General features: G+C 54.8%; 16 protein-coding genes. 6 read left to right on the forward strand and 10 right to left on the reverse strand.

Features of this window, described 5'->3' with window-relative positions:
- The first annotated feature begins 9 nt into the window (after window positions 1-9).
- A complete protein-coding gene (locus tag FYZ48_RS00035; protein WP_149336280.1) occupies window positions 10-945 on the forward strand; it encodes an SMP-30/gluconolactonase/LRE family protein in 936 nt (311 codons plus the stop codon).
- Between the two features lie 125 nt (window positions 946-1,070).
- On the opposite strand, the gene FYZ48_RS00040 is transcribed toward FYZ48_RS00035, so the two are convergent.
- Window positions 1,071-2,432 (reverse strand): hypothetical protein, encoded by a 1,362-nt coding sequence (locus FYZ48_RS00040; protein ID WP_149336281.1) that lies wholly within the window; start codon window positions 2,430-2,432, stop codon window positions 1,071-1,073.
- A gap of 250 nt (window positions 2,433-2,682) precedes the next feature.
- Entirely contained in the window at window positions 2,683-3,387 is a 705-nt protein-coding gene (locus FYZ48_RS00045) for a hypothetical protein (RefSeq protein WP_149336283.1), read from the reverse strand.
- Between the two features lie 118 nt (window positions 3,388-3,505).
- On the opposite strand from FYZ48_RS00045, the gene FYZ48_RS00050 reads away from it, so the two are divergent.
- Window positions 3,506-3,850: a tRNA-binding protein gene (locus FYZ48_RS00050; RefSeq protein WP_149336285.1), complete on the forward strand. Its 345-nt coding sequence runs from the start codon at window positions 3,506-3,508 to the stop codon at window positions 3,848-3,850.
- Window positions 3,851-3,859: 9 nt separating this feature from the next.
- Here FYZ48_RS00050 and FYZ48_RS00055 read toward each other — a convergent pair whose 3' ends face one another.
- The 4 genes from FYZ48_RS00055 to FYZ48_RS00070 form a co-directional block, all read right to left on the reverse strand.
- Window positions 3,860-5,881 (reverse strand): right-handed parallel beta-helix repeat-containing protein, encoded by a 2,022-nt coding sequence (locus FYZ48_RS00055; protein ID WP_187781796.1) that lies wholly within the window; start codon window positions 5,879-5,881, stop codon window positions 3,860-3,862.
- A gap of 142 nt (window positions 5,882-6,023) precedes the next feature.
- On the reverse strand, window positions 6,024-6,557 hold the full coding sequence (locus FYZ48_RS00060) for a superoxide dismutase family protein (protein ID WP_149336289.1): 534 nt from the start codon (window positions 6,555-6,557) through the stop codon (window positions 6,024-6,026).
- 72 nt (window positions 6,558-6,629) lie between these two features.
- Entirely contained in the window at window positions 6,630-7,142 is a 513-nt protein-coding gene (locus FYZ48_RS00065) for a ferritin-like domain-containing protein (RefSeq protein ID WP_149336291.1), read from the reverse strand.
- A 457-nt stretch (window positions 7,143-7,599) separates the two neighbouring features.
- Entirely contained in the window at window positions 7,600-9,084 is a 1,485-nt protein-coding gene (locus FYZ48_RS00070; protein ID WP_242022270.1) for a TolC family protein, read from the reverse strand.
- Window positions 9,085-9,603: 519 nt separating this feature from the next.
- Between FYZ48_RS00070 and FYZ48_RS00075 the strand changes: the two genes are divergently transcribed.
- The 4 genes from FYZ48_RS00075 to FYZ48_RS00090 all read left to right on the forward strand — a co-directional run bounded on the left by FYZ48_RS00075 (window position 9,604) and on the right by FYZ48_RS00090 (window position 15,899).
- The gene (locus tag FYZ48_RS00075) at window positions 9,604-10,041 is read left to right on the forward strand and encodes a hypothetical protein (protein ID WP_187781797.1); all 438 of its coding nucleotides are present in this window, start codon (window positions 9,604-9,606) and stop codon (window positions 10,039-10,041) included.
- Window positions 10,042-10,177: 136 nt separating this feature from the next.
- Window positions 10,178-11,716 (forward strand): efflux RND transporter periplasmic adaptor subunit, encoded by a 1,539-nt coding sequence (locus tag FYZ48_RS00080; RefSeq protein ID WP_149336297.1) that lies wholly within the window; start codon window positions 10,178-10,180, stop codon window positions 11,714-11,716.
- Window positions 11,717-11,721: 5 nt separating this feature from the next.
- A complete protein-coding gene (locus FYZ48_RS00085) occupies window positions 11,722-14,841 on the forward strand; it encodes an efflux RND transporter permease subunit (RefSeq protein WP_149336299.1) in 3,120 nt (1,039 codons plus the stop codon).
- Window positions 14,842-14,978: 137 nt separating this feature from the next.
- Complete coding sequence (locus tag FYZ48_RS00090) at window positions 14,979-15,899, forward strand: cation diffusion facilitator family transporter (RefSeq protein ID WP_242022272.1); 921 nt, start codon at window positions 14,979-14,981, stop codon at window positions 15,897-15,899.
- A 108-nt stretch (window positions 15,900-16,007) separates the two neighbouring features.
- On the opposite strand, the gene FYZ48_RS00095 is transcribed toward FYZ48_RS00090, so the two are convergent.
- The 4 genes from FYZ48_RS00095 to FYZ48_RS00110 all read right to left on the reverse strand — a co-directional run bounded on the left by FYZ48_RS00095 (window position 16,008) and on the right by FYZ48_RS00110 (window position 20,412).
- Window positions 16,008-16,814, reverse strand: coding sequence for a DUF4198 domain-containing protein (locus tag FYZ48_RS00095; RefSeq protein ID WP_149336302.1), 807 nt, complete (start codon window positions 16,812-16,814; stop codon window positions 16,008-16,010).
- A 61-nt stretch (window positions 16,815-16,875) separates the two neighbouring features.
- Window positions 16,876-17,874 carry a DUF1559 domain-containing protein gene (locus tag FYZ48_RS00100; protein WP_149336305.1) on the reverse strand — a complete coding sequence of 333 codons (999 nt, stop codon included), beginning with the start codon at window positions 17,872-17,874 and terminating at the stop codon, window positions 16,876-16,878.
- 76 nt (window positions 17,875-17,950) lie between these two features.
- Window positions 17,951-18,418 carry a hypothetical protein gene (locus tag FYZ48_RS00105; protein WP_149336307.1) on the reverse strand — a complete coding sequence of 156 codons (468 nt, stop codon included), beginning with the start codon at window positions 18,416-18,418 and terminating at the stop codon, window positions 17,951-17,953.
- Window positions 18,419-18,633: 215 nt separating this feature from the next.
- Window positions 18,634-20,412 carry a TolC family protein gene (locus FYZ48_RS00110; RefSeq protein WP_187781798.1) on the reverse strand — a complete coding sequence of 593 codons (1,779 nt, stop codon included), beginning with the start codon at window positions 20,410-20,412 and terminating at the stop codon, window positions 18,634-18,636.
- Window positions 20,413-20,486: the final 74 nt, after the last annotated feature.

A 20,486-nucleotide genomic window follows, 5' to 3' on the forward strand; every position in this document is an offset into this window, starting at 1 on the left:
AGTCTTTAGATGAAAGCGTTCTTAATTCTGATCCTCGGGGCGACGTTAATGCTGAGCAACATAGCTTACGCTCAGAAACCTGCCGGAAAATCATTTGAGGCAGGAAAACCACTGGGAGCCGTCAATGAGGCCGGGGAGTTTGTTCCCCTCTCCAGCAATGTCAAGGTGTATGGCAGTTTTCGTTTTGCGGAGAGCTGCGTCTACGACGCGACCCGCAATCTGATCGTCGTGATGAATGCCGGGGTTTCCCAGGACCAGGCGAAAAATGATGGTTATGTTTCGCTGTTGAATCCGGATGGGTCCGTGCATACCACAAAATGGATTGGGGCAACGCGCAACGGCCTGACGCTCAATCATCCACTGGGGAGTGCGATTCACAACGGAACCCTTTATACCGCGGATATCGATGTGGTCCGCACGTTCGATCTCGCGACCGGTAAACCCGGGAAAGCCTATCCTGTGGAAGGTTCCACATTCCTGAACGGCATTGCCGTTAATAAAGGGGGGACAATCTTTGTTTCCAATTCGAAGCCGGAAAACCGCGTCTATAAAATTACCGCGGATGGCGACGTTTCGATCTTCGTAGACGGCGATCCGCTCAAGATTCCGAACGGCGTCGCCATCGATCCGGACGGAAACGTGGTCGTGGTAAACGTCGGCAACAACGACGTCATGACCTTTAATCCGGATAATGGCAAACTGCTCCGCACCGAGCACGCCGCGGAAGGGGGCAACGATGGCCTGGTGATTCTCCCCGACGGAACCAAGTATGTCAGCAGTGTCCGTTTCGGCAGTGTCTCAAAAATCAGCCCCGGTAAACCGGCCCAGGTCATTGCTTCGGGCATTCCGAGTGCCGCTTCGATGGGCTACGATTCCAGACAGAAGCAGTTGATCATCCCCATGAACAATAACAATGCCGTCGCTTTTCTCAAGCTGGAAGACTGAGCTTCCGCAGGCGGGAACAATCTTTCTGTTCGAAATAGAAAACGAGGGCAGGTGCCTGACAGCCCTGCCCTCTCAGAAAGATTTCGCTAATGTGTCGAGCTAATGCTCAACCAGCCGGTTGACGTTTATTTCTGTTTCAGCCGGGCTTTTTCGGTCGCTTCGCGTTTCTGCACATCCTTGGGATGTTTGGAAAACGACTCAAAGACATCGCCAATCACCCGATCCGCCAGCAGGCTGAGTTCGGTGAGGATGATGGCTTCGGCTTCCGCGGTCAGCCTGGAACGGTTGGGTTCGTAGCCGCCCACCTGGTAGGCGTCTTCGGTCGCGATGTAGCCGATGTAACCGTTGGCGTAACCGACGATAATCGGAATCGCGCGATCGGCGATATCGCGTTCCAGTTTCAACCCGTATTCCACCATCGGTTCTCCCGGCATCGTCAGCAGCAGGTAGGGGCCGATTTTCAGAGCCTGCAGTTCGGCATCGATACGTCCTTCTTTGCCGGGCAGCGAAACGACCGTATTGGCGACGCGAATCTGGTAAAATTTGGGACGCTTCAGCAGTTCTTCGCGGATCATACTGCGGGCCAGCGTGCGGACCACGGCGCTCCCCAGGTCCCGGCCGGCCCACTGGATGTCGGCTTCATCGGCACAGCGATAAGGATACCCGGGCAGATTGGGACGAATATCGCCCGCACACCCCTGCAGGAACAGTGAACTCGTCTGATTGCCGTAACACATTTCGACGAAGGTCTGGGCCTCTCCCGGAAAGTCGGCACTCATCTTAGGAAAGCCGGTCGGGTACGGCATCGATCCTTTATCGCCCCAGGTGAAGAAACAGGGATGGCAGACCGCGTGCATCAGCACCGCTTTGGGAGTCAGGGATTTTCCATCATCAAAGCGGAGCACCTTCACCCGCGGGTCATTGGGGCCGTCTTCGTTCAGGCGGACCACGGCGCGGCCGTTGATCACCTTGCGACGATTGATGCCGAAGCTGATTTCATCAACTCCATATCCGACGGTCACCGGGGTCATGTCAGCCGCCGCCTGTTTCGCGGCAGCGGTGAGCTTTTGGATCAGTGTTTTGCCCCACTCCGATTCAGTTTTAAAGCCGGGGCCGGAGTGATTGTGAGAGGCGGTCACCATAATGTTGGCTGCAGGGATGCCGGTCGCTTTTTCGATCTCCTGCCGGGAGAGTTTGACGATCTCTTCGTAGGCTCCGATGAGGTCCAGCGTGATGATGGCGACCTTGGTCTGTCCGTCATCCAGAATCAGTACCCCGGCCCGCAGAGGATCGCGGACGCCGGTGACTTTGCGACGATGTCCCACCACTTCCAGATCTTTGACTTCAGCGGGGGTGATATCAACCTTGGCAACCCCCGCTTTGAGATTCGATTCGACAGGAAAGGCTCCGCCTGCGGCACTGGAACGGTCTACGAAACAGGGAGCAAACAGGAGGAGGACACACAGACTTCGGAACAACAGGTGCATGGTCGGCTTCATTTCGTTGATAGAGTTTTGTGGATTCAACCATGCCCCAACGATGGAAGACAGTCGAATCGAAGGCGGGATATTTCCAGACTCCCGACTGACGGTGAGACAGACGGAATGGGGAGGAACTCTCAAAGTTAAGCGCGTGTCTCCAGTTTAGACAGGCCTGCGGGCAGGATCAAGCATATTCGGAGGTCTCTACCAGTTCACAAGACCTTCAACCATTGGTCCAACCTTTTAAGCCAGCAATTCAGCTATGTTCTATAATCGCCTCTGAAAAATCACAGACCCACTGTTTTCGAAAAAAGGAGGGCGAGATCATTTCAAATTGTGTCGATGACAACCATTTTCCATGCGATTTTCCCACTCGATTGCAACCCTGAACCGGAACGACTTTCCCGAGATACTGTCGGTTCAGTTCAGTTTTGGAGCGGTTTCTGAACAGGCAGGCATAGAACTCCAGAAATTCGAGCCCAAAGTCATAATAGACCTTCACGCGCCACTTCGAATCGGGAGATATCCAGGAAGGTTTTACATATCCGCTACACTCATAATGTTGAAGCTCAGCCTGCACGCGGGCCTCATCCAGGGGTTGAGTCTCCCATTGATACTGTCGGGCGAGATACGTTGCACAATCACACAAAGCTGTAAAAATCAGCCGTTTCTTGTCGCTTTCTGCTGCCCCGACATAATCTGCGAATGGAAACAGCCAATTGAAGATCAGCACATCAGGCTGTTCGGGATCCAGATGGTGGCGCTCGTTTAAGTCGTCAGGATTATCCGTAAACATTAATGCGAGCTTCTTAGTTCCGTCGGTCGTCATCTTTCGATCAATCAACTTAAGGAACAGAACGTTGACGCATTCCACATCCCGCGCGAATTTTCCGACAAACCCATCTTTATATTTTTCAGCGAGCCCTTCAGAGGCATGAATTGTCACATCTCTTAAATGCATACAACGACCTTAGTAAAATTCCGTCAGAGTGCTATCACAGGTCTGTTTCTTTAGTGTTCGATTCACTACCACTCACTATCACCAACAACCTGACATAACAGCATAACAGGAACATCAGATGAACGAGAATGAAATCAGTCTTGAAGACTTCGAACAGGTTGAAATTCGTGTGGGGCGGATTGTACAGATCGAGCCGTTTCCAGAAGGCCGTTATTCCAGCCATGTACTGCAGATTGATTTTGGGGATGAGTTGGGTACCCGGAAATCACTGGCCCGGCTCATCCCGAACTACGCCGACGCGGACCTGATGGGGCGACAGGTCCTGTGTGTGGTGAATCTGCCACCACGCCAGATTGGTAAACATCGATCTGAAGTGCTCACGCTGGGAGTTCCCGACGCAGAGGGGAACGTCGTGTTACTGCGACCAGACCGCGACGTCCCCCCTGGTGGAAAGTTGTATTGAACCCCGCTCTTATTTCGTTTTCGGGCTGGTGGGTACCAGAATTTCCCCCGGAGTGAGAGCGAGTACGGCTGGAATGCCGACGAGTTGCACGTAATGGTCTTCAAAGCCCCCCTGGGTGGGACGTTCCAGAACCAGACGCCAGAGCGCTCCCGGACTGTTCTCAGATTGCGTACGGGTAAACAACGTCGGTTGGGCCACATTCTGTTCGGACCAGACCTGCTTGCCGGACGGGTCAAACAGTTTCGCACTCACGCGTTCCCCGGCCCCTTCACCGAAGACCCCCACGGCCCATTTCTCTACACCTGCCGGAACATAGAAATAGTAGGCGCCGGTCGAAGCCATCAGACGAACTGGTGCACCATCTGAGACCAGACAGAGCGGATGGGAAGACGCATCCACCCGCATATAATTGGGACCCGGATCACAGTTGAGTTGATAGACGCCGGTTTCGGGTGCCTTGAATTCACAAGTGGCACTCTCCTGGAAGGGAACTGACGCGACGGGAATGGTCTTCCCTGAGGGCGCGATGACCGTGACAGGCATCTTATCTCCGGTGTAGCGGCCGAGCTTCTGATAGGACAACTGCACCGCGACCTGGTCCCCCTGTTTCGCAGAGAGCAGATAACGCGCGCGTTGACGCTGACGGACGGAACGGCGTTTGCCTGGCTTGAACGGTTCACTGGCAGCCAGGGGTTGCAGCTGTGAGACTTCGGTTTTGTACGGAGCGATATCGCCCGCGGGGCTGGCAGGCATCCATTTTGCGAGCAGAGCCGGGCTGAGGGTGACCTCTTTCATCTGTTTTCCCTGCTCCACACGGAGGGTCCCTGTGATCTTCGCAGCTGCGGACAGATAAGAGGCATCGTGAAACGTCATGACCGGACGCGCGACCGACGATTTCACAACGCAGTGCTGGAAGATGACACCCCCGATTTTTCCGACGGCTCCCGGTCGGGCCGCAAACCGGATCGAGGGGATCTTTGCTTCATCATTGTCCGGGCCGCTGATCGTGCACTCTTGAAACAGAACCGGACAGGTATCGGCAGGTTTATCCTGAATGTTGACGGGGGTCTGCTCGGTACTGGCGAACGTGCAGTTCACAAACTCGATCGAACCGGAGACGCTGCCAGGCGATTTGTTGCCGGTCGTCAGCGACAGGCTGCGTTTGGTGCCCGTGCTTTTACAGTTTTCCAGGCGGATCGAAATCGGTTGCGAGTCCCGGTTCAGATTGGGCAGATAAAACAGGAATCCGCCCCCCTGATTGTTTTCGGCCCTACAGTTCCGCAGTACACAGTTGATGAGACATTCGCTGGGATGATTGGGCTCGAAATCGATCCCCGCCATAGGAGGCGTTCCTGCGGTTTCTTTGAAAACGGAATCTTCAATGAGCAGATTTTCGGCACTGATCACGCTGACGCCCTGTCGATAGTTTCGATCGAAGACGACGTTTCGAATCGTGATATTCTGATTGGTCACGCCCCGCTTCGCGACGCCCAGGTAAATGCCGTCGCCGCCGGTCTCTTTGATTGTGAGCCCGGTAATTTGGACGTCAGAGCAACTCCGCAGGCTGATTCCGTTCCGCCACTCTGCCTTTTCATAGAGCGCTGAATCGTAGTCTGCACGGCGCATCTGCAGCGTCGCTCCCGGACCGGTGAGACGAATATTCTGTTTGAGGGAAGCGTTCAGCAACGAAGCGGTCCGGGGTTTGAACTCCCCTTTTTTCGCCAGGAGGACAGCACCTTCCTGAAACACAATCTCCTGGTTGCTGGCCAGGTGCAGCGGTTTGACGATCCAGGGAGACGACATTTTCTCCACGATGACTTTTTTCGCACCGGAGTTAATCGCCGCCTGTAGCGCCGCCGTAGCATCTTCTGGATCAAAGCCCCACCAGGCAGCATACGCGATATCCGTCTTCCCCGCCTTGAGGTCATCAATTGCCGCCTGGTTGACAGAGGCAGTCGGTTCCGCTTTGACGACAGAGATTAACGTGAGACAGACCAGAAGTAAGAGCGCAGGAACGCGAAGCAGAGACATCAGCAGGACTTTCATTCGCAGCAGGCATGAATGGAATTGAATACCGTTCAAAAAAAAGTTGGGGGAACACATTGTATTCCCCCAACTTAGAATTCCATCTTCGCTGGTGCAAGTCATCCCGCCTTGCGGGCATCAGATTCTGCTACTTACTGATCCCAATCACAGCCAGACCCGCACGGGCACCCGCATCACCGGATGGCTGGCTGGTCAGATCGTCAGTACCGGCATGGACTACAAAGGCACGTCCGATTACATCCGACAATTCAAAATCATCCGACTGCTTGTCAATCATGGCGACACCATTCTCGTCTGCGACAATATTTCCCAGATCACCAGCATGGTGCTGAGCCTTATGCGGGCCTCCATGCTCGTGTCCCTCTGGTGCGTAATGCCCACCGGCAGAACTGCCATCGTCGGCACTCAGATCACCATACTGGTGAATATGGAATCCATGCTTTCCGGGTGTCAGGCCTTTCACCTTCCCTGTAATTGAGACTTGGCCGTCTTTCTGCTTGAGATGGATCACACCCGCTGTTTTAAACTTCTGCGTAGGCTGAACCACCGCGACAGCGCGGTTCAACTTGTGTTCCTTGTGGTCGTGATCATCGTTCACGGCCAGTAACGAGGTGCTTAAAGGGAGCACCGCGGTGACGGCACAGACGAGAAAAGATTTCATGAATCGGTTCCTTTTCGCAAGTTTGATATCGATATATTATGTAACTCTGCCTCTGATTTTGTGAGAGGCAGCTTAAGCCTGGGCGGCAGCTGAATTGGTAATTTCGGTCGCGATCTGCGTCAGTTTCTTGTCGGCATTCCCCTCTTCATCCAATGTCTCCTGGAGAATGTCGGCCAGATCCTGCTTACCGATTTGCTTGGCAAAATTACGGGCTGATCCGTACCCTGCCATCTCGTAGTGTTCGACGCGTTGTGCAGCAGCAATTAGTCCGGCATCTTTGACCAGCGGATCACCGTCTGCTTTCAGGATCTCATCACCTTCGCGGATGAGCCCCTTCATCGCTTCGCAGGCCTTGCGTTTGGGTTCGCATTCCAATCCTTTGAAGACCGCTTCCAGGCGGTTGACGTGTTGCCGGGTCTCCTCCAGATGGGAATCGAAGGCGGTCTTCAACTCTTTCGATGAAGCGGCCTCGGCCATTTTGGGAATCGCGTCAATGAGCCGGTTCTCGGCATCATATAAGTCCTGAATCTGATCCACGAACAGGTCCTGCAGTGTGGATAATTTTTGACCATTTGAAGATCCCATTTCAGTCCTCCTGTCTCTAACGTTTGAGATGAGATGTTGTGCCGGGAGACAGATGAATTGATCGACTCCCGCTCAGCTTATTCGGGCCGCAACTTCTATTCCGATGGCGAAGAACCTGCAGCATTCTTTCAGCAAGCCGGAGAGTGAGGACCCGTTATTGACTGGCAAGGCTGTCTTTAGAAATACTCTGAATCCAGTCCAGCATTGTGCACTGAAAATAATTGCAGACAGAATTCTTGACCTGATCGTCGGCTGTAACACCATTCTGGTTGCTGTGCGGCCAGTGGAAGTTGACGTATCAAGAGCGCGGCAGTCCGCAGGTCAGTGCGACATTCTGTCTGAGAGTGCAGACGCGTTGACAGAAAAAGAAAAAAGGGCGAACTGCATTTACAGTTCGCCCTATGCGTGTCGTAATTCAATTTGACTACGTTTAGTCTTAGCTGGAAAGTCAGATCGCTTACTGCTGGCTGAAGGTCTGATCCCGCAGGCTGGAGTCGCCGCTGTCATCCCGTACGCTGTTGAGGCCACCGGTCAGTACAAAACCATCGATCTTGGACTGGGCTCCGGCCAGTTGTGCCTGGGCATCGACGTACTTCAGGTTCGTATCAAAGAAGGTTTTTCGGGCCAGCAGGATCTGTACGAAGCCGACCTCACCCGCCTGGTAAGCCTGATTCGCCAGGTCCAGGGACTCTTTGGCACTAGGCAGAATGTCGTTCGAATACAGATCGATGGCGGCGGTTGCAGTATCGTACTCTTTAGAGACGACGGCGAGGCGTTCTTCGATCGAGTTTTTGATGCGCAAGGCTTCCATCTGGGCACGACAGATTTCTGCATTCGCAGCGTCGATGTTCCCCAGGTTCTTGTTACTGAGTGGCAGAGGAACGCCGATCTGCAGGTTGAGCATCCCCGAGTTGGTACCATAGTCAACCCCGGCCCCCAGCTGTGCAGTCATGTTGGGAATGGGCTGAACTTCCTGTCGTTCGAGGGCTGCATAGGCGCGGGATATCCGGTCGTGGGCTGCCGCGTATTCCGGACTGGAGGTAACGATGTTCGACGCCAGGCCTTCCCAGTCGACGATCCCCGACTCAGACGGCAGTGTTCCTTCCAGGCGCGAGTATTCCATTTCGGGGACACCGGACAACGCGGCGATTTCTCTCCAGACGGCAGCCAGTCTGGCCTGCGTCTGTCGCCTTGTCAGCTGAACCTCGTTCAAGAGAATCTTGGATTGCAGAATATCGACGCGGGTTCCCTCGCCGGCTTCCATCCGCTGCTGGGCGAAATCGACCCCTTTTTCTGCGACCTCTGAAAACTCGCGGATCAGGTCCAACTGTCTCTGCAGAGCCAGTGCCTGGTAGAACCGAATCTGAATATCAGTTCTGACGCGGAACCGCTGGGCTTCGAGTTCCTGGAGCTGAGCTGCCAGGGTGGCATTCAACACCCGGTTATTCAATTCCAGTTTGTTCCCGGTCACGAACTCCCGTTCGACATACGCAATATGCTGGTCGGTCCCACGGTCGGCCAGCTGTTGCGCCTGGTAGCCCACGGTCGGGTTGGGACGTGTCGTGACCTGCTCCCGGAATCCGGCTGCTTTCTGCGTTGTGGCGGCCAGTTCCTGAATGGCCGGGTTGTTTTCCAGGGCGATCGCTTCGAGTTGATCCACGGTCATGCCCCCCGCAAGCACGGCCTGTTCCCCAACAGCAGGTGCCTGGATGGGTTCCAGCGGCGACGGATACAGCTGCTCTTCGGCGTCGATGAGCTTGATTGATTCCGATTTGTCAGAGCTGCCGTCGGTCGAATCAAGGCTGACGGTGGAAATGAATTCCTCTTCCAGGGCGTCCAGCTCATCCGTTTCCCGATCCTGGGCTTTGGCCTCTGCTTTCTCAAGGGCGGCGACGAGTGGCTTCTTCGGCTCAGCCTCTTTTTGCGTGAGGGAGCGGTTCATGGAACAACCTGTCACAAGCAGCGAACCTGTTAGAAAGGCGATTCCGAATGTCTTTACCTGAAATCTGTAACCGTCATATTTTAGTTTTACCATGATAGACTTCGACACCCGTTAACGTTGCAGAATTGTTGGATCGACCGATTATCCGTAATTTGGCGATACACCAGTTCTGTTCGGTTCTGCTGATCGCCCGACCTGAATCAATCCAATGAATTCCGGACCAAAGTAACTACTATGGCTCTAGTAATCATCAGAACCCTTACAGCTTATCTTTTCGAACCCCCGGCTGAGATCACACTGAATTCTGTACAGGAATGACCGGGGGCTTCAGGTTCAAATGTCTGTTTTACAGGAGTGACAGGTAAAAACAGATAAAAAATCCGACTCAAGCATTGTATTTGCTGTGGACGAGAAGTATGAATTAGAGAGTACAATGTTCGAATCATCCTCTGATTCCTCTTATGCCTGCTTTAGAGTCCCACCAGTCACTAACCAGCCAACCCCAAACGAGAGTCCGTCATGTTCAACCTGAACATCACAATTCGTTGCCTGCTGCTACTGCTTATAGCATGGCCGGGACCTCGTCCGGTGGTACACTCCCATGGGGATTACCTGAGCCAATGCGGTAACTCTGCTCTGCTGGCAATGCACTTGCGGATTTATCATGGCGAACAGAGCTCGCAACCGGGAGTGCCTTGTTCATCACATTACCACTGGGGTTGCAGTGGGAGTGATTTTGACAAAACCGTCCCCGTCAAACTGACGGAAGGGATGACCGTCGCTGCGACCGAACTGGAAGATGTTCCCGGAGATCAGCTGACGACAGACTACCTGGGGTCGGAACTGTGCCTGACCACAGACGCCGCAGGTCCCGCTGCCCGCACTCCCTGGCAGCCCGCTTCTCTTAAGCAGACCGACCTGGATCTGCAGCAGCTCTTCTGTAAGTGGACCTGCTGACCGCGCGCTGTTGAGCAGTCTCTTTTCTGTTTCCCTGCCTGCTGATGTTGTGCGCTCATACGAACGCCATCGTTTAAAGCAGAAGGCGATCCGCCTGCGATAGCCGGATCCAGCTCCAGTCTCTTGAGGTACCTTTATGAACCAGACGACAGGTCAATTACCGACACAGCCAGTCAACGCCAGCCACAAACCGGTATTGTTTCTCGTACTCGCAATCATCGCGATTGTCGCCGGTGTGGGGATTTACCAGTTCCGTTCACACAAACCAACCACCGACTCAGCACCGGCTCCGGAAGCATCACAGCAGACCGGGGCCACCTCAGAACAGGCTCCTCAGAAAGAGAATTCCGGGCCCGTTACCATCACGCTCCCCGAATCGAAATGGAAGGTTTCCGGTTTGCAGATTGAACCGGTCGCCACGGGTCGATTTGAAGAGACGATTCGCCTGACGGGTAAAGTCTCTTTGAACGAAGATAAAGTGGCTCACATCTACCCAATGGTCGAAGGCTCCGTTGACAAAGTTGAAGTGGGACTGGGCCAGGTCGTGAAGGCCAACGATCTGCTGGTGGTCGTACACAGCCGGGAAATCGGTCAGGCGAAACTGGATCTGTACCAGGCACGGCTGCAGCAGGAAATGGCGGTGGTCAAAGACAAGATCCAGCAGGAAATTGCAACGAACACGAGGCAGTTACTGGCAGCGTTACGCAAGCGGGAGCCGATCAACGAAATTGAAGAACGGTTTCGCAGTCGCAGCATGGGCGATTATCGGGAACGACTGTTAATGGCGTATGCCGGTTATCTCAAATCCGATGCCGATGTCGAACGTCTGGAAGAACCGACCAAATCCGGAGCGGTCGCTTTCAAACAACTGCATGCGGCCAAGTCCAGCCGCAATGCCGACCTGGCTGCGTTCCAGGCACGAATCGAACAGATCGAGTATGAACTCAAAACATCTCTGCTGCTGTCTTCGCAGTCGGTCAAGGAAGCGTCTACCCGGGTGGCTGTGGCTGCCACCAGCCTGCGAATCCTGGGCTGTGATGAGCAGGAGATTCAGACTATCAATCCGGAACAACAGGGAGCCGCGATTTCGCATTATTTTGTTCGGGCCCCGATTAACGGAACGATCATTTCCAAAGACGTGACCCTGAAAGAACAGATTCGCCCCCAGAGCCAGATCTTCAGTATCGCCGATCTGTCCACGGTCTGGATCACTGCCGACATTTATGAAAAGAATCTGCCGCTGCTCGCCAGTCTGTCGGGAAAACCGGTACGGGTCTTCAACGAAGCGTGGCCGGACCGCTCATTCCAGGCCCGGATCTTTTATACCGGTGAAATCATGGATGAAAAGACGCGGACCGTCGCGATGCGGGCCATTGCCGATAATCCGGATCATCTGCTCAAGCCGGGTATGTTCGTCAACATTGAATTCGAATCGGGCTCGGAGCAGGAACTGGTTATCGTGCCCCGCTCTGCGCTGCAGGAACATGAGGGCCAGGACTTTGTATTTGTACACACGGGTGATGGCGAGTTCGAAAAGCGCCTGATTAAGCCGGGAAAACAGAATGAAACCACCGCGGTCATTCTGGAAGGTTTGAAACCGGGCGAACGTGTGGTGCTGCAGGGGGGCTTCATCCTGAAGTCGAAGATGCTCGAAGACTTAATGGGTGAGGAGTAACATACATGGTCAACCATATCATTGAATGGTCTTTAAACAATCGATTTATTGTGATGCTGCTGGCCCTGGTCATCCTGGGGCTGGGGGTCTTCTCTGCTTCAACGATTCCCCTGGATGCCGTTCCCGATTTGACGAACGTGCAGGTACAGATTCTCACGAACTCCCCTGCCCTGGGTCCGGTCGAGGTGGAACAGTTCATTACCTTCCCCGTGGAAAATGCGATGAGTGGTGTGCCGAACGTGGAAGAAATCCGTTCGATCAGCCGCTTCGGTTTGAGCGCTGTCACTGTGGCATTTAAAGATGGTACCGACATCTACTGGGCGCGAAATCTCATCAACGAACGTCTGCTACAGGCACGCGAGAACATCCCCCCGGGAATGGGAACGCCCGAACTGGGGCCTATTGCTACCGGGATGAGTGAAATTTACCAGTTTGAAGTCCGCAGCGAAGTGGAAGATCAGTATTCACTCAGCGAATTGCGGACGATCCTCGACTGGCAGATCGCGTTTCAGCTGCGAAGTGTACCGGGCGTGATCGAAGTCAACACATTCGGCGGTGAACTCAAAACGTATGAAGTTCAGATTGATCCCGCCAAACTGCAGAATTATGAAATTTCGCTCAGCGATGTCTTCCAGGCACTCGAAGAAAATAACGGTAATGCCGGCGGTGGTTACATCACACATGGAGCCGAACAGAGACTGATTCGCGGCGAGGGTTTGGTCGGTTCGCTGGATGACATCCGCACGATTGTGCTGGACAGCCGCGAAGGGACCCCAATCCGGGTCCGCGATGTGGCGGAAGTTCGTTTTGCCCCAATGCTGCGTCAGGGAGCGGTCACCCGCGATGGTGACCGCGAGGCCGTGATCGGAATGGTCATGATGATCATGGGCGGAAACTCACGGCAGGTGGTCGCGGACGTCAAAGAGAAAATTGCCGAAATCCAGAAGACGCTTCCCAAAGGGGTCGTCATCGAAACGTTCTACGACCGCACCGAACTGGTGGAAAAGACAATCCACACGGTTGCGGAGAATATCGGCCTGGGCGTGCTGCTGGTAATCATCATGCTGTTCCTGCTGTTGGGGGATGTGCGTGCCGGACTGATCGTGGCGGCAGCAATTCCGCTGTCGGCGATGAGCGCCCTGATCGCGATGCGTTATGCGGGCGTCTCAGCCAACCTGATGAGTATGGGTGCGGTCGACTTCGGCGTGATCGTCGATGGTGCCGTGGTGATGATTGAAAACTGCGTACGCCGCGCATCACACTACCAGAAAGAGCATGGGGGCGACCACGTGCCGCTGGGTGTCTATCGCGAATCAGCCAAGGAAGTGGGCAAGCCGATTCTGTTTGCCGGCATCATTGTGATCATCGTATTCATTCCGATTCTGAGCCTCCAGGGAATGGAAGGTAAGATGTTCCGCCCGATGGCGTTTGTATTCATGACGGCGCTCTCCTCGGCCCTGATCATGTCGGTCACGGTGATGCCTGTGATGGCTTCCCTGTTCCTGGCTCGTCAGATGAAAGAACGTGAGACATTCCTGGTCCGCTGGATCAAACAGGCTTATCAGCCGCTGCTGAGCTTTGCCATGCTGCGACCGGTGTTGATGTTTGTCAGTTCGGTCGTGCTGTTTGTTGTCAGCATAGTTCTGGCTGCCGGCTTCGGACTGGAATTCGTTCCCAAACTGGATGAAGGCGACATTGCCATCCAGGCGACCCGGCTCCCCAGTATTTCGCTGGAGACATCGATCGAAATGACCAAGGCGATGGAGCGGACGCTGCTGGAATTTCCCGAGGTGGAAACGGTGGTCTGTAAAACCGGTCGTCCGGAAATTGCCAACGACCCGATGGGCGTTTATCAGACCGATATCCTGGTACGGATGAGACCGGTGTCGGAATGGGGGGAAGGTGTCACGAAGCTCAAGCTCATTGAAGAGATGCAGCAGAAGCTGGAGGACCAGGTTCCCGGTAACAGTTACAGTTTCACACAGCCGATCGAACTGCGCGTGCAGGAACTGGTGGCCGGGGTCCGTTCCGATATCGGGATCAGCCTTTACGGGGATGACCTGGATGAACTGAAGCGGAAGGGAGACGAGATCGTCATCGCGTTGAATAAGGTCCCGGGAGCCGCGGACGTTCAGGCGCAACAGATCGCAGGTCTGCCTTACCTGCGGGTCATCATTCGCCGCGAGCAGCTGGCCCGCTACGGAATCAATGCTCGTGATGTGCTGAATGCTGTCGCGACCGTTGGTGGCGTTTCTGCAGGACAGGTCTTCGAAGGACAACGTCGGTTTCCGCTGCAGGTTCGTCTGAGTCCGGACTGGCGGAAAGAGGCCAAACAGCTCGCGGAGCTCAAAATCGAAGATCCCCAGGGACGACAGATTCCGATTTCGCAACTCGCGGAGATCAAGGTGGAAGAGGGACCGGTAGAAATCAGCCGGGATTCTATTCGACGTCGCCTGCTGATTCAGAGCAACGTGCGCGGCAGGGACCTGGCAGGCTTTGTGGCCGAAGCGCAGCAGGTGGTCGATCGGGATGTGGAATTGCCCGCCGGTTATACTCTGCGTTGGGGTGGCCAGTTTGAAAACCTGCAGCAGGCTAGTCAGCGACTGGCGATCGCGGTTCCCGTGGCGCTGTTCCTGATTTTCGCCCTGCTCTACATGACCTTCAATTCAGTGAAGCTGGCAATGCTGATCTATCTGAACGTGCCGATTGCGGCGACCGGGGGCATCCTGTTTCTGTGGGTCCGCGATATGCCGTTCTCGATCTCGGCCGGGGTCGGCTTTATCGCGTTGTTCGGAATCGCGGTCATGAACGGCGTGGTGCTGATTGAGCACGTACGACATTTAAGGCATTCGGGAGACAGCCAGCGGGATGCCGTGGTCAACGGCGCGATGGACCGGTTGCGGCCCGTGTTGATGACCGCGTCCTGTGGTGCCCTGGGATTCATTCCCATGGCCTTGTCCGGCAGTTCGGGTGCGGAAGTGCAACGACCTCTGGCAACCGTGGTGATCGGGGGGCTGGTGACTTCAACAGCATTGACGCTGCTGGTACTACCGACGATTTACCGCTGGTTCGAACCGAAGGAAGTCACTCCGGAACCGGTTGACATGACAGAGTTCGAGCATTGAGATATAGCGTGCTGACTCGAATCAGGCATTCCTGCTCAACCAGCCTCAACATTCGAGCGCTGGTTGAGTATGATGCTCTGTAGCAGAGACAGGTCGTCTGTTTTTCAGCTGCATGCCGTAGCGAGAGCACCATTCAATTGACAGAACGAAATCCCATCGCAGAGACTTACGCTGAGGTCATCCGGATCGCAGTCTGGAGTCTGGTAGTAAACCTGCTGCTGGGAATTGTCAAACTGGCTGGTGGAATCATCGGGAATTCCTTTGCCCTGATCGCAGATGCGGTGAATTCCATCGGGGATGTGATGTCGACCGTGGTCGTTCTGATCGCCCTGCACTACGCACAGAAACCGCCCGATGCAGAACATCCTTACGGGCATACACGTGCTGAGGGAATCGCTGCCACCAATGTGGCCATCGTGATCATCATCTCAGCTTTATACGTGGGCTGGGAAGCCATTCAGCGGATCACGGTCCATCATGGAATTCCCCCTGGCTGGACGCTCTGGATTGCCGGCGCCAATCTTGTCATCAAGGAGACGCTCTACCACTACAACATGCGGGTTGGTCGGCGTACAGGTTCAGCGGTCATTATGGCGCATGCCTGGGATCACCGGAGTGATGCCCTCTGCTCGCTGGCGGTTCTGCTGGGACTGGCGATGATCAGTTTCGGCGGTCCTCGTTTTATCTGGGCAGATGAAGTCGCCTCGCTGATCGTGGTGGCAGCCATCGTCTGGTCGGGAGTGCAACTGTTTCGTTCCAGCGCAAGCGAACTGATGGATCTGCAGGCCGATCCGGAATTCGTAGAGCAAATTCAGGCTGCGGCGCTGTCCGTCGAACAGGTAGAAAATATCGAAACCCTCTGGGTCAGAAAATCAGGGCTGGAATACTTTGCCGATATTCATATTGAAGTCGACCAGAATCTCACCGTGGCCGAAGGGCATCGCATTGGACATGAAGTCAAAGATCGACTGCTGAACGAATTCCCCCGATTAAGGGACGTCCTGGTTCACCTCGAACCGTTCCCCCATTTTCACGATGCGATAGAGGATGTCGGTTAGCGCTGCAGCCAGACAATATTTTTTCCTGAACTTCTCCCTGATCCGCAGTAGAGAGACAGGGGGAAGTTGCCCCCCGCCTCTATCAATGTCACTCTGGTCCGTCAGCGATTACTCACCGCAACAGGGACAGAGTTCAGGAACCAGCACTGTGAGTGTGGCTGCGTACGCGGTTTGCTCGTACTGTTCGGTCTTTTCATCCGCCGCGGTGTGATGCACAACGACGAGATACTGATTGCCCGTCCGCGGAGTGAATTCAGCCAGTCCCTCTGAATCGGAGTGACGTTCATAGCGATCGTCAAAATCGCCTTTGAGAGTTTCTCCACGAGGTATAAAGGAGACAGTCGCATCCGCCAGGGGCTTGCCTTTTAACAGAACACGGACCTGAAGCGGCTTCCCCGGTCCCATGGGTGTCACGGGATTTACAACGGGAACAATTTCGAGGGGATGTCCCAGCACGCGGTCAAAGCCGGGATTCTCGAGTGAAACCTGATCCAGTTTGGGACTGACGACGAAAAACGTTTTGGCACTTTTAATCGCACGAACCGGCTTACCGTGATTGACAACCCGGTCGATTGAATGCGAAACCAGGTATAATCCTTTTTGAGCGGGTACGAACTTCGCCTTCCAGTATCCTTCTTTGGGGGCGTAACCGGTATCGATGACGGTGCTCTTCAGATCGTATGCTTTACCGGTGGGATCGAGCACGTCGAGCGTGCAACCCTCCAGGTCAATCTTACTGGCGAGCTTGAAATCACGGTGATGATTTCCATGATTGCCCAGTTTGAGGTCAATGTAAATCGCATCGCCGGAACGGATCAGGCTGGTATTGGATTCCACCCAGGTATCATGTGCCTGCACCGGCGCGAATTGCCATGTGCAGCAGAGCAGCAAAGCGGTAAGGAATGTAATTTTCATAAGAACTCCTGAAACAGCCCGGACCTGGTAAAACCAGGCCCGGATGAAGTGAAAAGGTTGATTAATATTCTCCGATGACTTCACCACCGGCACGCGTAGCCAGGGCACGCCAGATATCGAGATTGATATTCTCGCTGACGAACCGGCAACTGCCATCGACCAGAGCGATCTGAACTCCGCCGGTATGTGCGCTACGGGCGCTGACCAGGGCAAAGTTATGAAAGCCGTTCTGACAGTCGGGGACATTCGCGTTGGGACCATACCAGTGATTGTACATCGAGTCCGCCAGGTGACCGTTCACCCATTTGGCGCCACGCTGCCCGGACCAGGCGGGTGCGGAAGCTGCCGTACAGGCGGCGGGCGTGGTTTGCGTTCCCATGGAAAGCTCGATCACCCGGTGACGATAATCGCCGGTAGCGGGTGCCGCGTTCTGTCCATCGCCGAGCAGTTGCTCACTAAACAGGACCGTATTCGTAGTCCCATCGGTCACATCACGAAAGCGCACTTTCGATCGCTGAAAGATGACACCATCCGCGTTACTGTTCGAGCCGTCGTCTGCCGTCCCCGATCCATTCAATCCGGAACCGAGACAGGCGGGGTAACTGATTCCGGCGTAATCGGATCCAGGAACGGCGTCTTTGTCACTGGGGCAAACCATCAAAGGCAGCCTGGTGCGGGCAGCCGTATCGTTATTGCCCACCTCGGTGGCATCAAACGATCCCGAGTTAAAGGCATTGAGTGGGGGCACATCGTAATTGAGCAGGCCCTGCAGGTTTCCCTGGTCGACGAAGGGCAGCAGTTGTGCATGCGCAGACCAGACATAAGGATACCCGAGACTGCCGGGCGGAAAGACACGATGTGCCGATTCATAATTATGCAGCGCCAGTGCCAGCTGCTTGAGGTTATTTTTACACTGACTCCGCCGCGCTGCTTCACGTGCCTGCTGGACGGCCGGCAGCAGTAGTGCGATCAGAATCGCAATAATCGCGATCACGACCAGTAATTCGATAAGGGTAAATCCGCGCGTATTTCGGACGCGGGACTGTGACGAAAATTTCATGGGGTAACTCCCGTTGAATTGGAATCTGCGCAGCATCATGTGAGACAGCGCAGCTGATTAGAAAAACGTGGCGTTTTCAGATCAGCGTCAATTCGGGAGGGGGTGTATCCGGCACGGTAATGTGGCCGTCAAAGAGTGGAGACCGCTGAGCGGTACAGTTTCGCACAGGTGCAGGTCCGGTGAGCAACACCGGAGCGACCAGAATTCGGGGTTCACTGTTCAGCAACGAACCGCCGGGGGATTTACTGCCACAACCACAGAGTGCCATGATGCGCGGGCATTCGGTTGTCGCTTCTTCCACAGAGTCACAGCCTTTGTTGCTACAGCAACTGGAGGTGGTTTTCTGCTGACAGCAGGACCTGACCTGCTGCCGACAGCGCGAACGTCCCGCTTGGGCACAACAGCATTGGCCGGACTGCTGGAGTTCATCACCACATCGACAACCTGACTGGGCTGCTTGCAGAAAATCGAGGGGGACTCCTGTTGAAGTCAGGCAGAAACTGAACAGTGTCACCAGTCGGCACAAAAAGCGCGGGGATCGCACTTGATTCCATAATGGGCCAGTCTGGTGAAACATGATCGCGGTTCAGGTGGGCGGGTCAGCGGTAGAATCCGGATGACAGCGACTCTGCCTCCGGGACAGCTACCCATTCTAATGTAACCCGGGGGCGTTTCACCAGCGCGAAGTTCTGATTTTCGTTTGAATCTCTGAGGTCTTTGCTCTGAGAGGAAATCGGAGTTCTACAACCGAATTGAAGATCAGAGTTGATCTTCAGCCAGTGCGGCCCGGTAGTCGGCCTGTTCCTGGAAATAGAGCAGCTTCGCGTCGACGGCCTTTTCGGCAGATTCGAAGGCGTATTGTTCGCGGAGAGTCACTTTCAACAGGTCGGACAGACCTTCTTCAAAGTTGCGACGTTCCCGCCGGGCCAGGTCTTCTGCATAACCGACGGCTTCGTCAGCCTGTTTGGCCTGCTTGAAAGCACCAATCAGACCGGCATACGCTGCCTCGACCTCGGCTACAATCTTTTCTTCGGTCAACTGACGCTTGGCATTCAGCTGAGCGAGCTTACCGCCGACCGACTGCATTTTACCGCGGGCTTTGCGACGTTCGAGGGGAACTTCGACTAACAGATGGGCATCCAGTTCAAAGGGGCCTTTGTAGTTCTGGTAGCTGCTGGGGTAACCCATGTCCTTGGAACCTGCCATCAGCAGATCTACCGCGGGCAGACAGTCATTCTCCGCTTCGGAGTAATCAATATCCAGCTGACGCTGTAACAGATCGAGACTGTAGATCTCAGGACGCTGCTCTAACGCTCGTGCCGCATCCATGGCGACCTGTGCTTCATCCATCTGTTTCAACAGGGGAAAATCAGGCACCTGGCTGGCTTCCGGAATGACGGGATCGCCGTTCGCATCGCGGTAGTAAAGGGAAAGCTTAACTGCGGTCTGCTGCAGCTTACGTTCGGCCAGTGCCCGCTTGCCTCGACGTTCGGCGACCAGACGCAGGTTATCCGTCAGCTCGGGAGGATCGAGGAAACCGTTTTCCACCTGGCTGCGAATTCGATCGGTACGGTCTTCGGCCAGTTTGAGAATGCGGTCAGCGATGACCAGTTTTGCTCCTGCAGCCACCCACTCCCAGTAGGCATAGCTTCCCTGCTGAACGAAGTCGATCAACTGCGCCTGAATTTCCGGCTCGACAGCATCAACGCCATAGGTGGCCCGCCACAATGCGGCGCGACGCTGATCGATCTCACGGTTCTTGGCTAACGGAACCATAAAGCCCGCTTTGAATTCCCCACCCTCGTTGGTCTGGCGTCCCAGGTACCAGGGTTCAAAACTACCCCGCCCGATCCGGTATCCGGCGAATGCTTCCCCCCCCTGGTAGAGCGGTTTCACCAGGCCGACGTGCTGGCGATAAGTCTGGTAATAACCCATGGGCTGGTTTTCACTGCCCGCTTTCAGCTTATGGTCGAACTCGCCCATGCTCTCCAGTTGTTGACCAGCAGCGACATCACGCGAATAAATGGCGGCTTCCAGAAGCGGATAGCTGGCATAGACCGAGTTGATAACCTCATCCAGAACAAGACCCCGCGCAGTGGGTTTGAAATCCATGCCGGGCAACGGCGGCAGATGTGGCGCCATCGCGAATTCATCGGCGGTCAGTTCGTTTGTTGTCTGTGTACCGGCAGTGAACTCACCGCCCAGCTGTTTACTCACTGAGAATTCACCGGCGGCAGCCTCTTCCGGAGTCGTGCCTTTGCCGGAAAACAGATCGTCCACAGAAGTGGAGACGGAGGCGACCTGTTGTACTGCAGAAGCTTCCGCTTCCGGTGATTCACGATCGACGGCCACAGCCAGACTTTCAGGATAAACCACCGGCGCAGCAGTTGACCGGGGCTGAAGTTTACTGGAATCTTCGGCCGGCTTGATTTTGACAACAGACGCTTCTGGTTCCGGTGTGGAATCAGTCAAAGTCTGTCTGGTAGCGGCACAGCCTTCAAAGCAAACCGCGATCAGGATGATCCAAACTCTCAACATGGTTTCATACTTATTTTGGCGGGTCATTAACCATGGTCCGGTTGTTTAGCACAGTCGCTAAAGAAGTAATAACA

The sequence above is a fragment of the Gimesia chilikensis genome (assembly GCF_008329715.1).
In the GTDB taxonomy this organism is placed as follows: Bacteria; Planctomycetota; Planctomycetia; order Planctomycetales; family Planctomycetaceae; genus Gimesia; species Gimesia chilikensis.

Excerpts from the sequence above, each read along its gene's own strand:
- FYZ48_RS00035 (WP_149336280.1), top strand. The coding sequence starts at position 10 with ATGAAAGCGTTCTTAATTCTGATCCTCGGGGCGACGTTAATGCTGAGC.
- FYZ48_RS00055 (WP_187781796.1), bottom strand. The coding sequence starts at position 5,881 with ATGTCTCTGCTTCGCGTTCCTGCGCTCTTACTTCTGGTCTGTCTCACG.
- FYZ48_RS00065 (WP_149336291.1), bottom strand. The coding sequence starts at position 7,142 with ATGGGATCTTCAAATGGTCAAAAATTATCCACACTGCAGGACCTGTTC.
- FYZ48_RS00080 (WP_149336297.1), top strand. The coding sequence starts at position 10,178 with ATGAACCAGACGACAGGTCAATTACCGACACAGCCAGTCAACGCCAGC.
- FYZ48_RS00110 (WP_187781798.1), bottom strand. The coding sequence starts at position 20,412 with ATGTTGAGAGTTTGGATCATCCTGATCGCGGTTTGCTTTGAAGGCTGT.
- FYZ48_RS00060 (WP_149336289.1), bottom strand. The coding sequence starts at position 6,557 with ATGAAATCTTTTCTCGTCTGTGCCGTCACCGCGGTGCTCCCTTTAAGC.
- FYZ48_RS00045 (WP_149336283.1), bottom strand. The coding sequence starts at position 3,387 with ATGCATTTAAGAGATGTGACAATTCATGCCTCTGAAGGGCTCGCTGAA.
- FYZ48_RS00040 (WP_149336281.1), bottom strand. The coding sequence starts at position 2,432 with ATGCACCTGTTGTTCCGAAGTCTGTGTGTCCTCCTCCTGTTTGCTCCC.
- FYZ48_RS00070 (WP_242022270.1), bottom strand. The coding sequence starts at position 9,084 with ATGAACCGCTCCCTCACGCAAAAAGAGGCTGAGCCGAAGAAGCCACTC.
- FYZ48_RS00100 (WP_149336305.1), bottom strand. The coding sequence starts at position 17,874 with ATGAAATTTTCGTCACAGTCCCGCGTCCGAAATACGCGCGGATTTACC.
- FYZ48_RS00095 (WP_149336302.1), bottom strand. The coding sequence starts at position 16,814 with ATGAAAATTACATTCCTTACCGCTTTGCTGCTCTGCTGCACATGGCAA.
- FYZ48_RS00050 (WP_149336285.1), top strand. The coding sequence starts at position 3,506 with ATGAACGAGAATGAAATCAGTCTTGAAGACTTCGAACAGGTTGAAATT.
- FYZ48_RS00085 (WP_149336299.1), top strand. The coding sequence starts at position 11,722 with ATGGTCAACCATATCATTGAATGGTCTTTAAACAATCGATTTATTGTG.
- FYZ48_RS00075 (WP_187781797.1), top strand. The coding sequence starts at position 9,604 with ATGTTCAACCTGAACATCACAATTCGTTGCCTGCTGCTACTGCTTATA.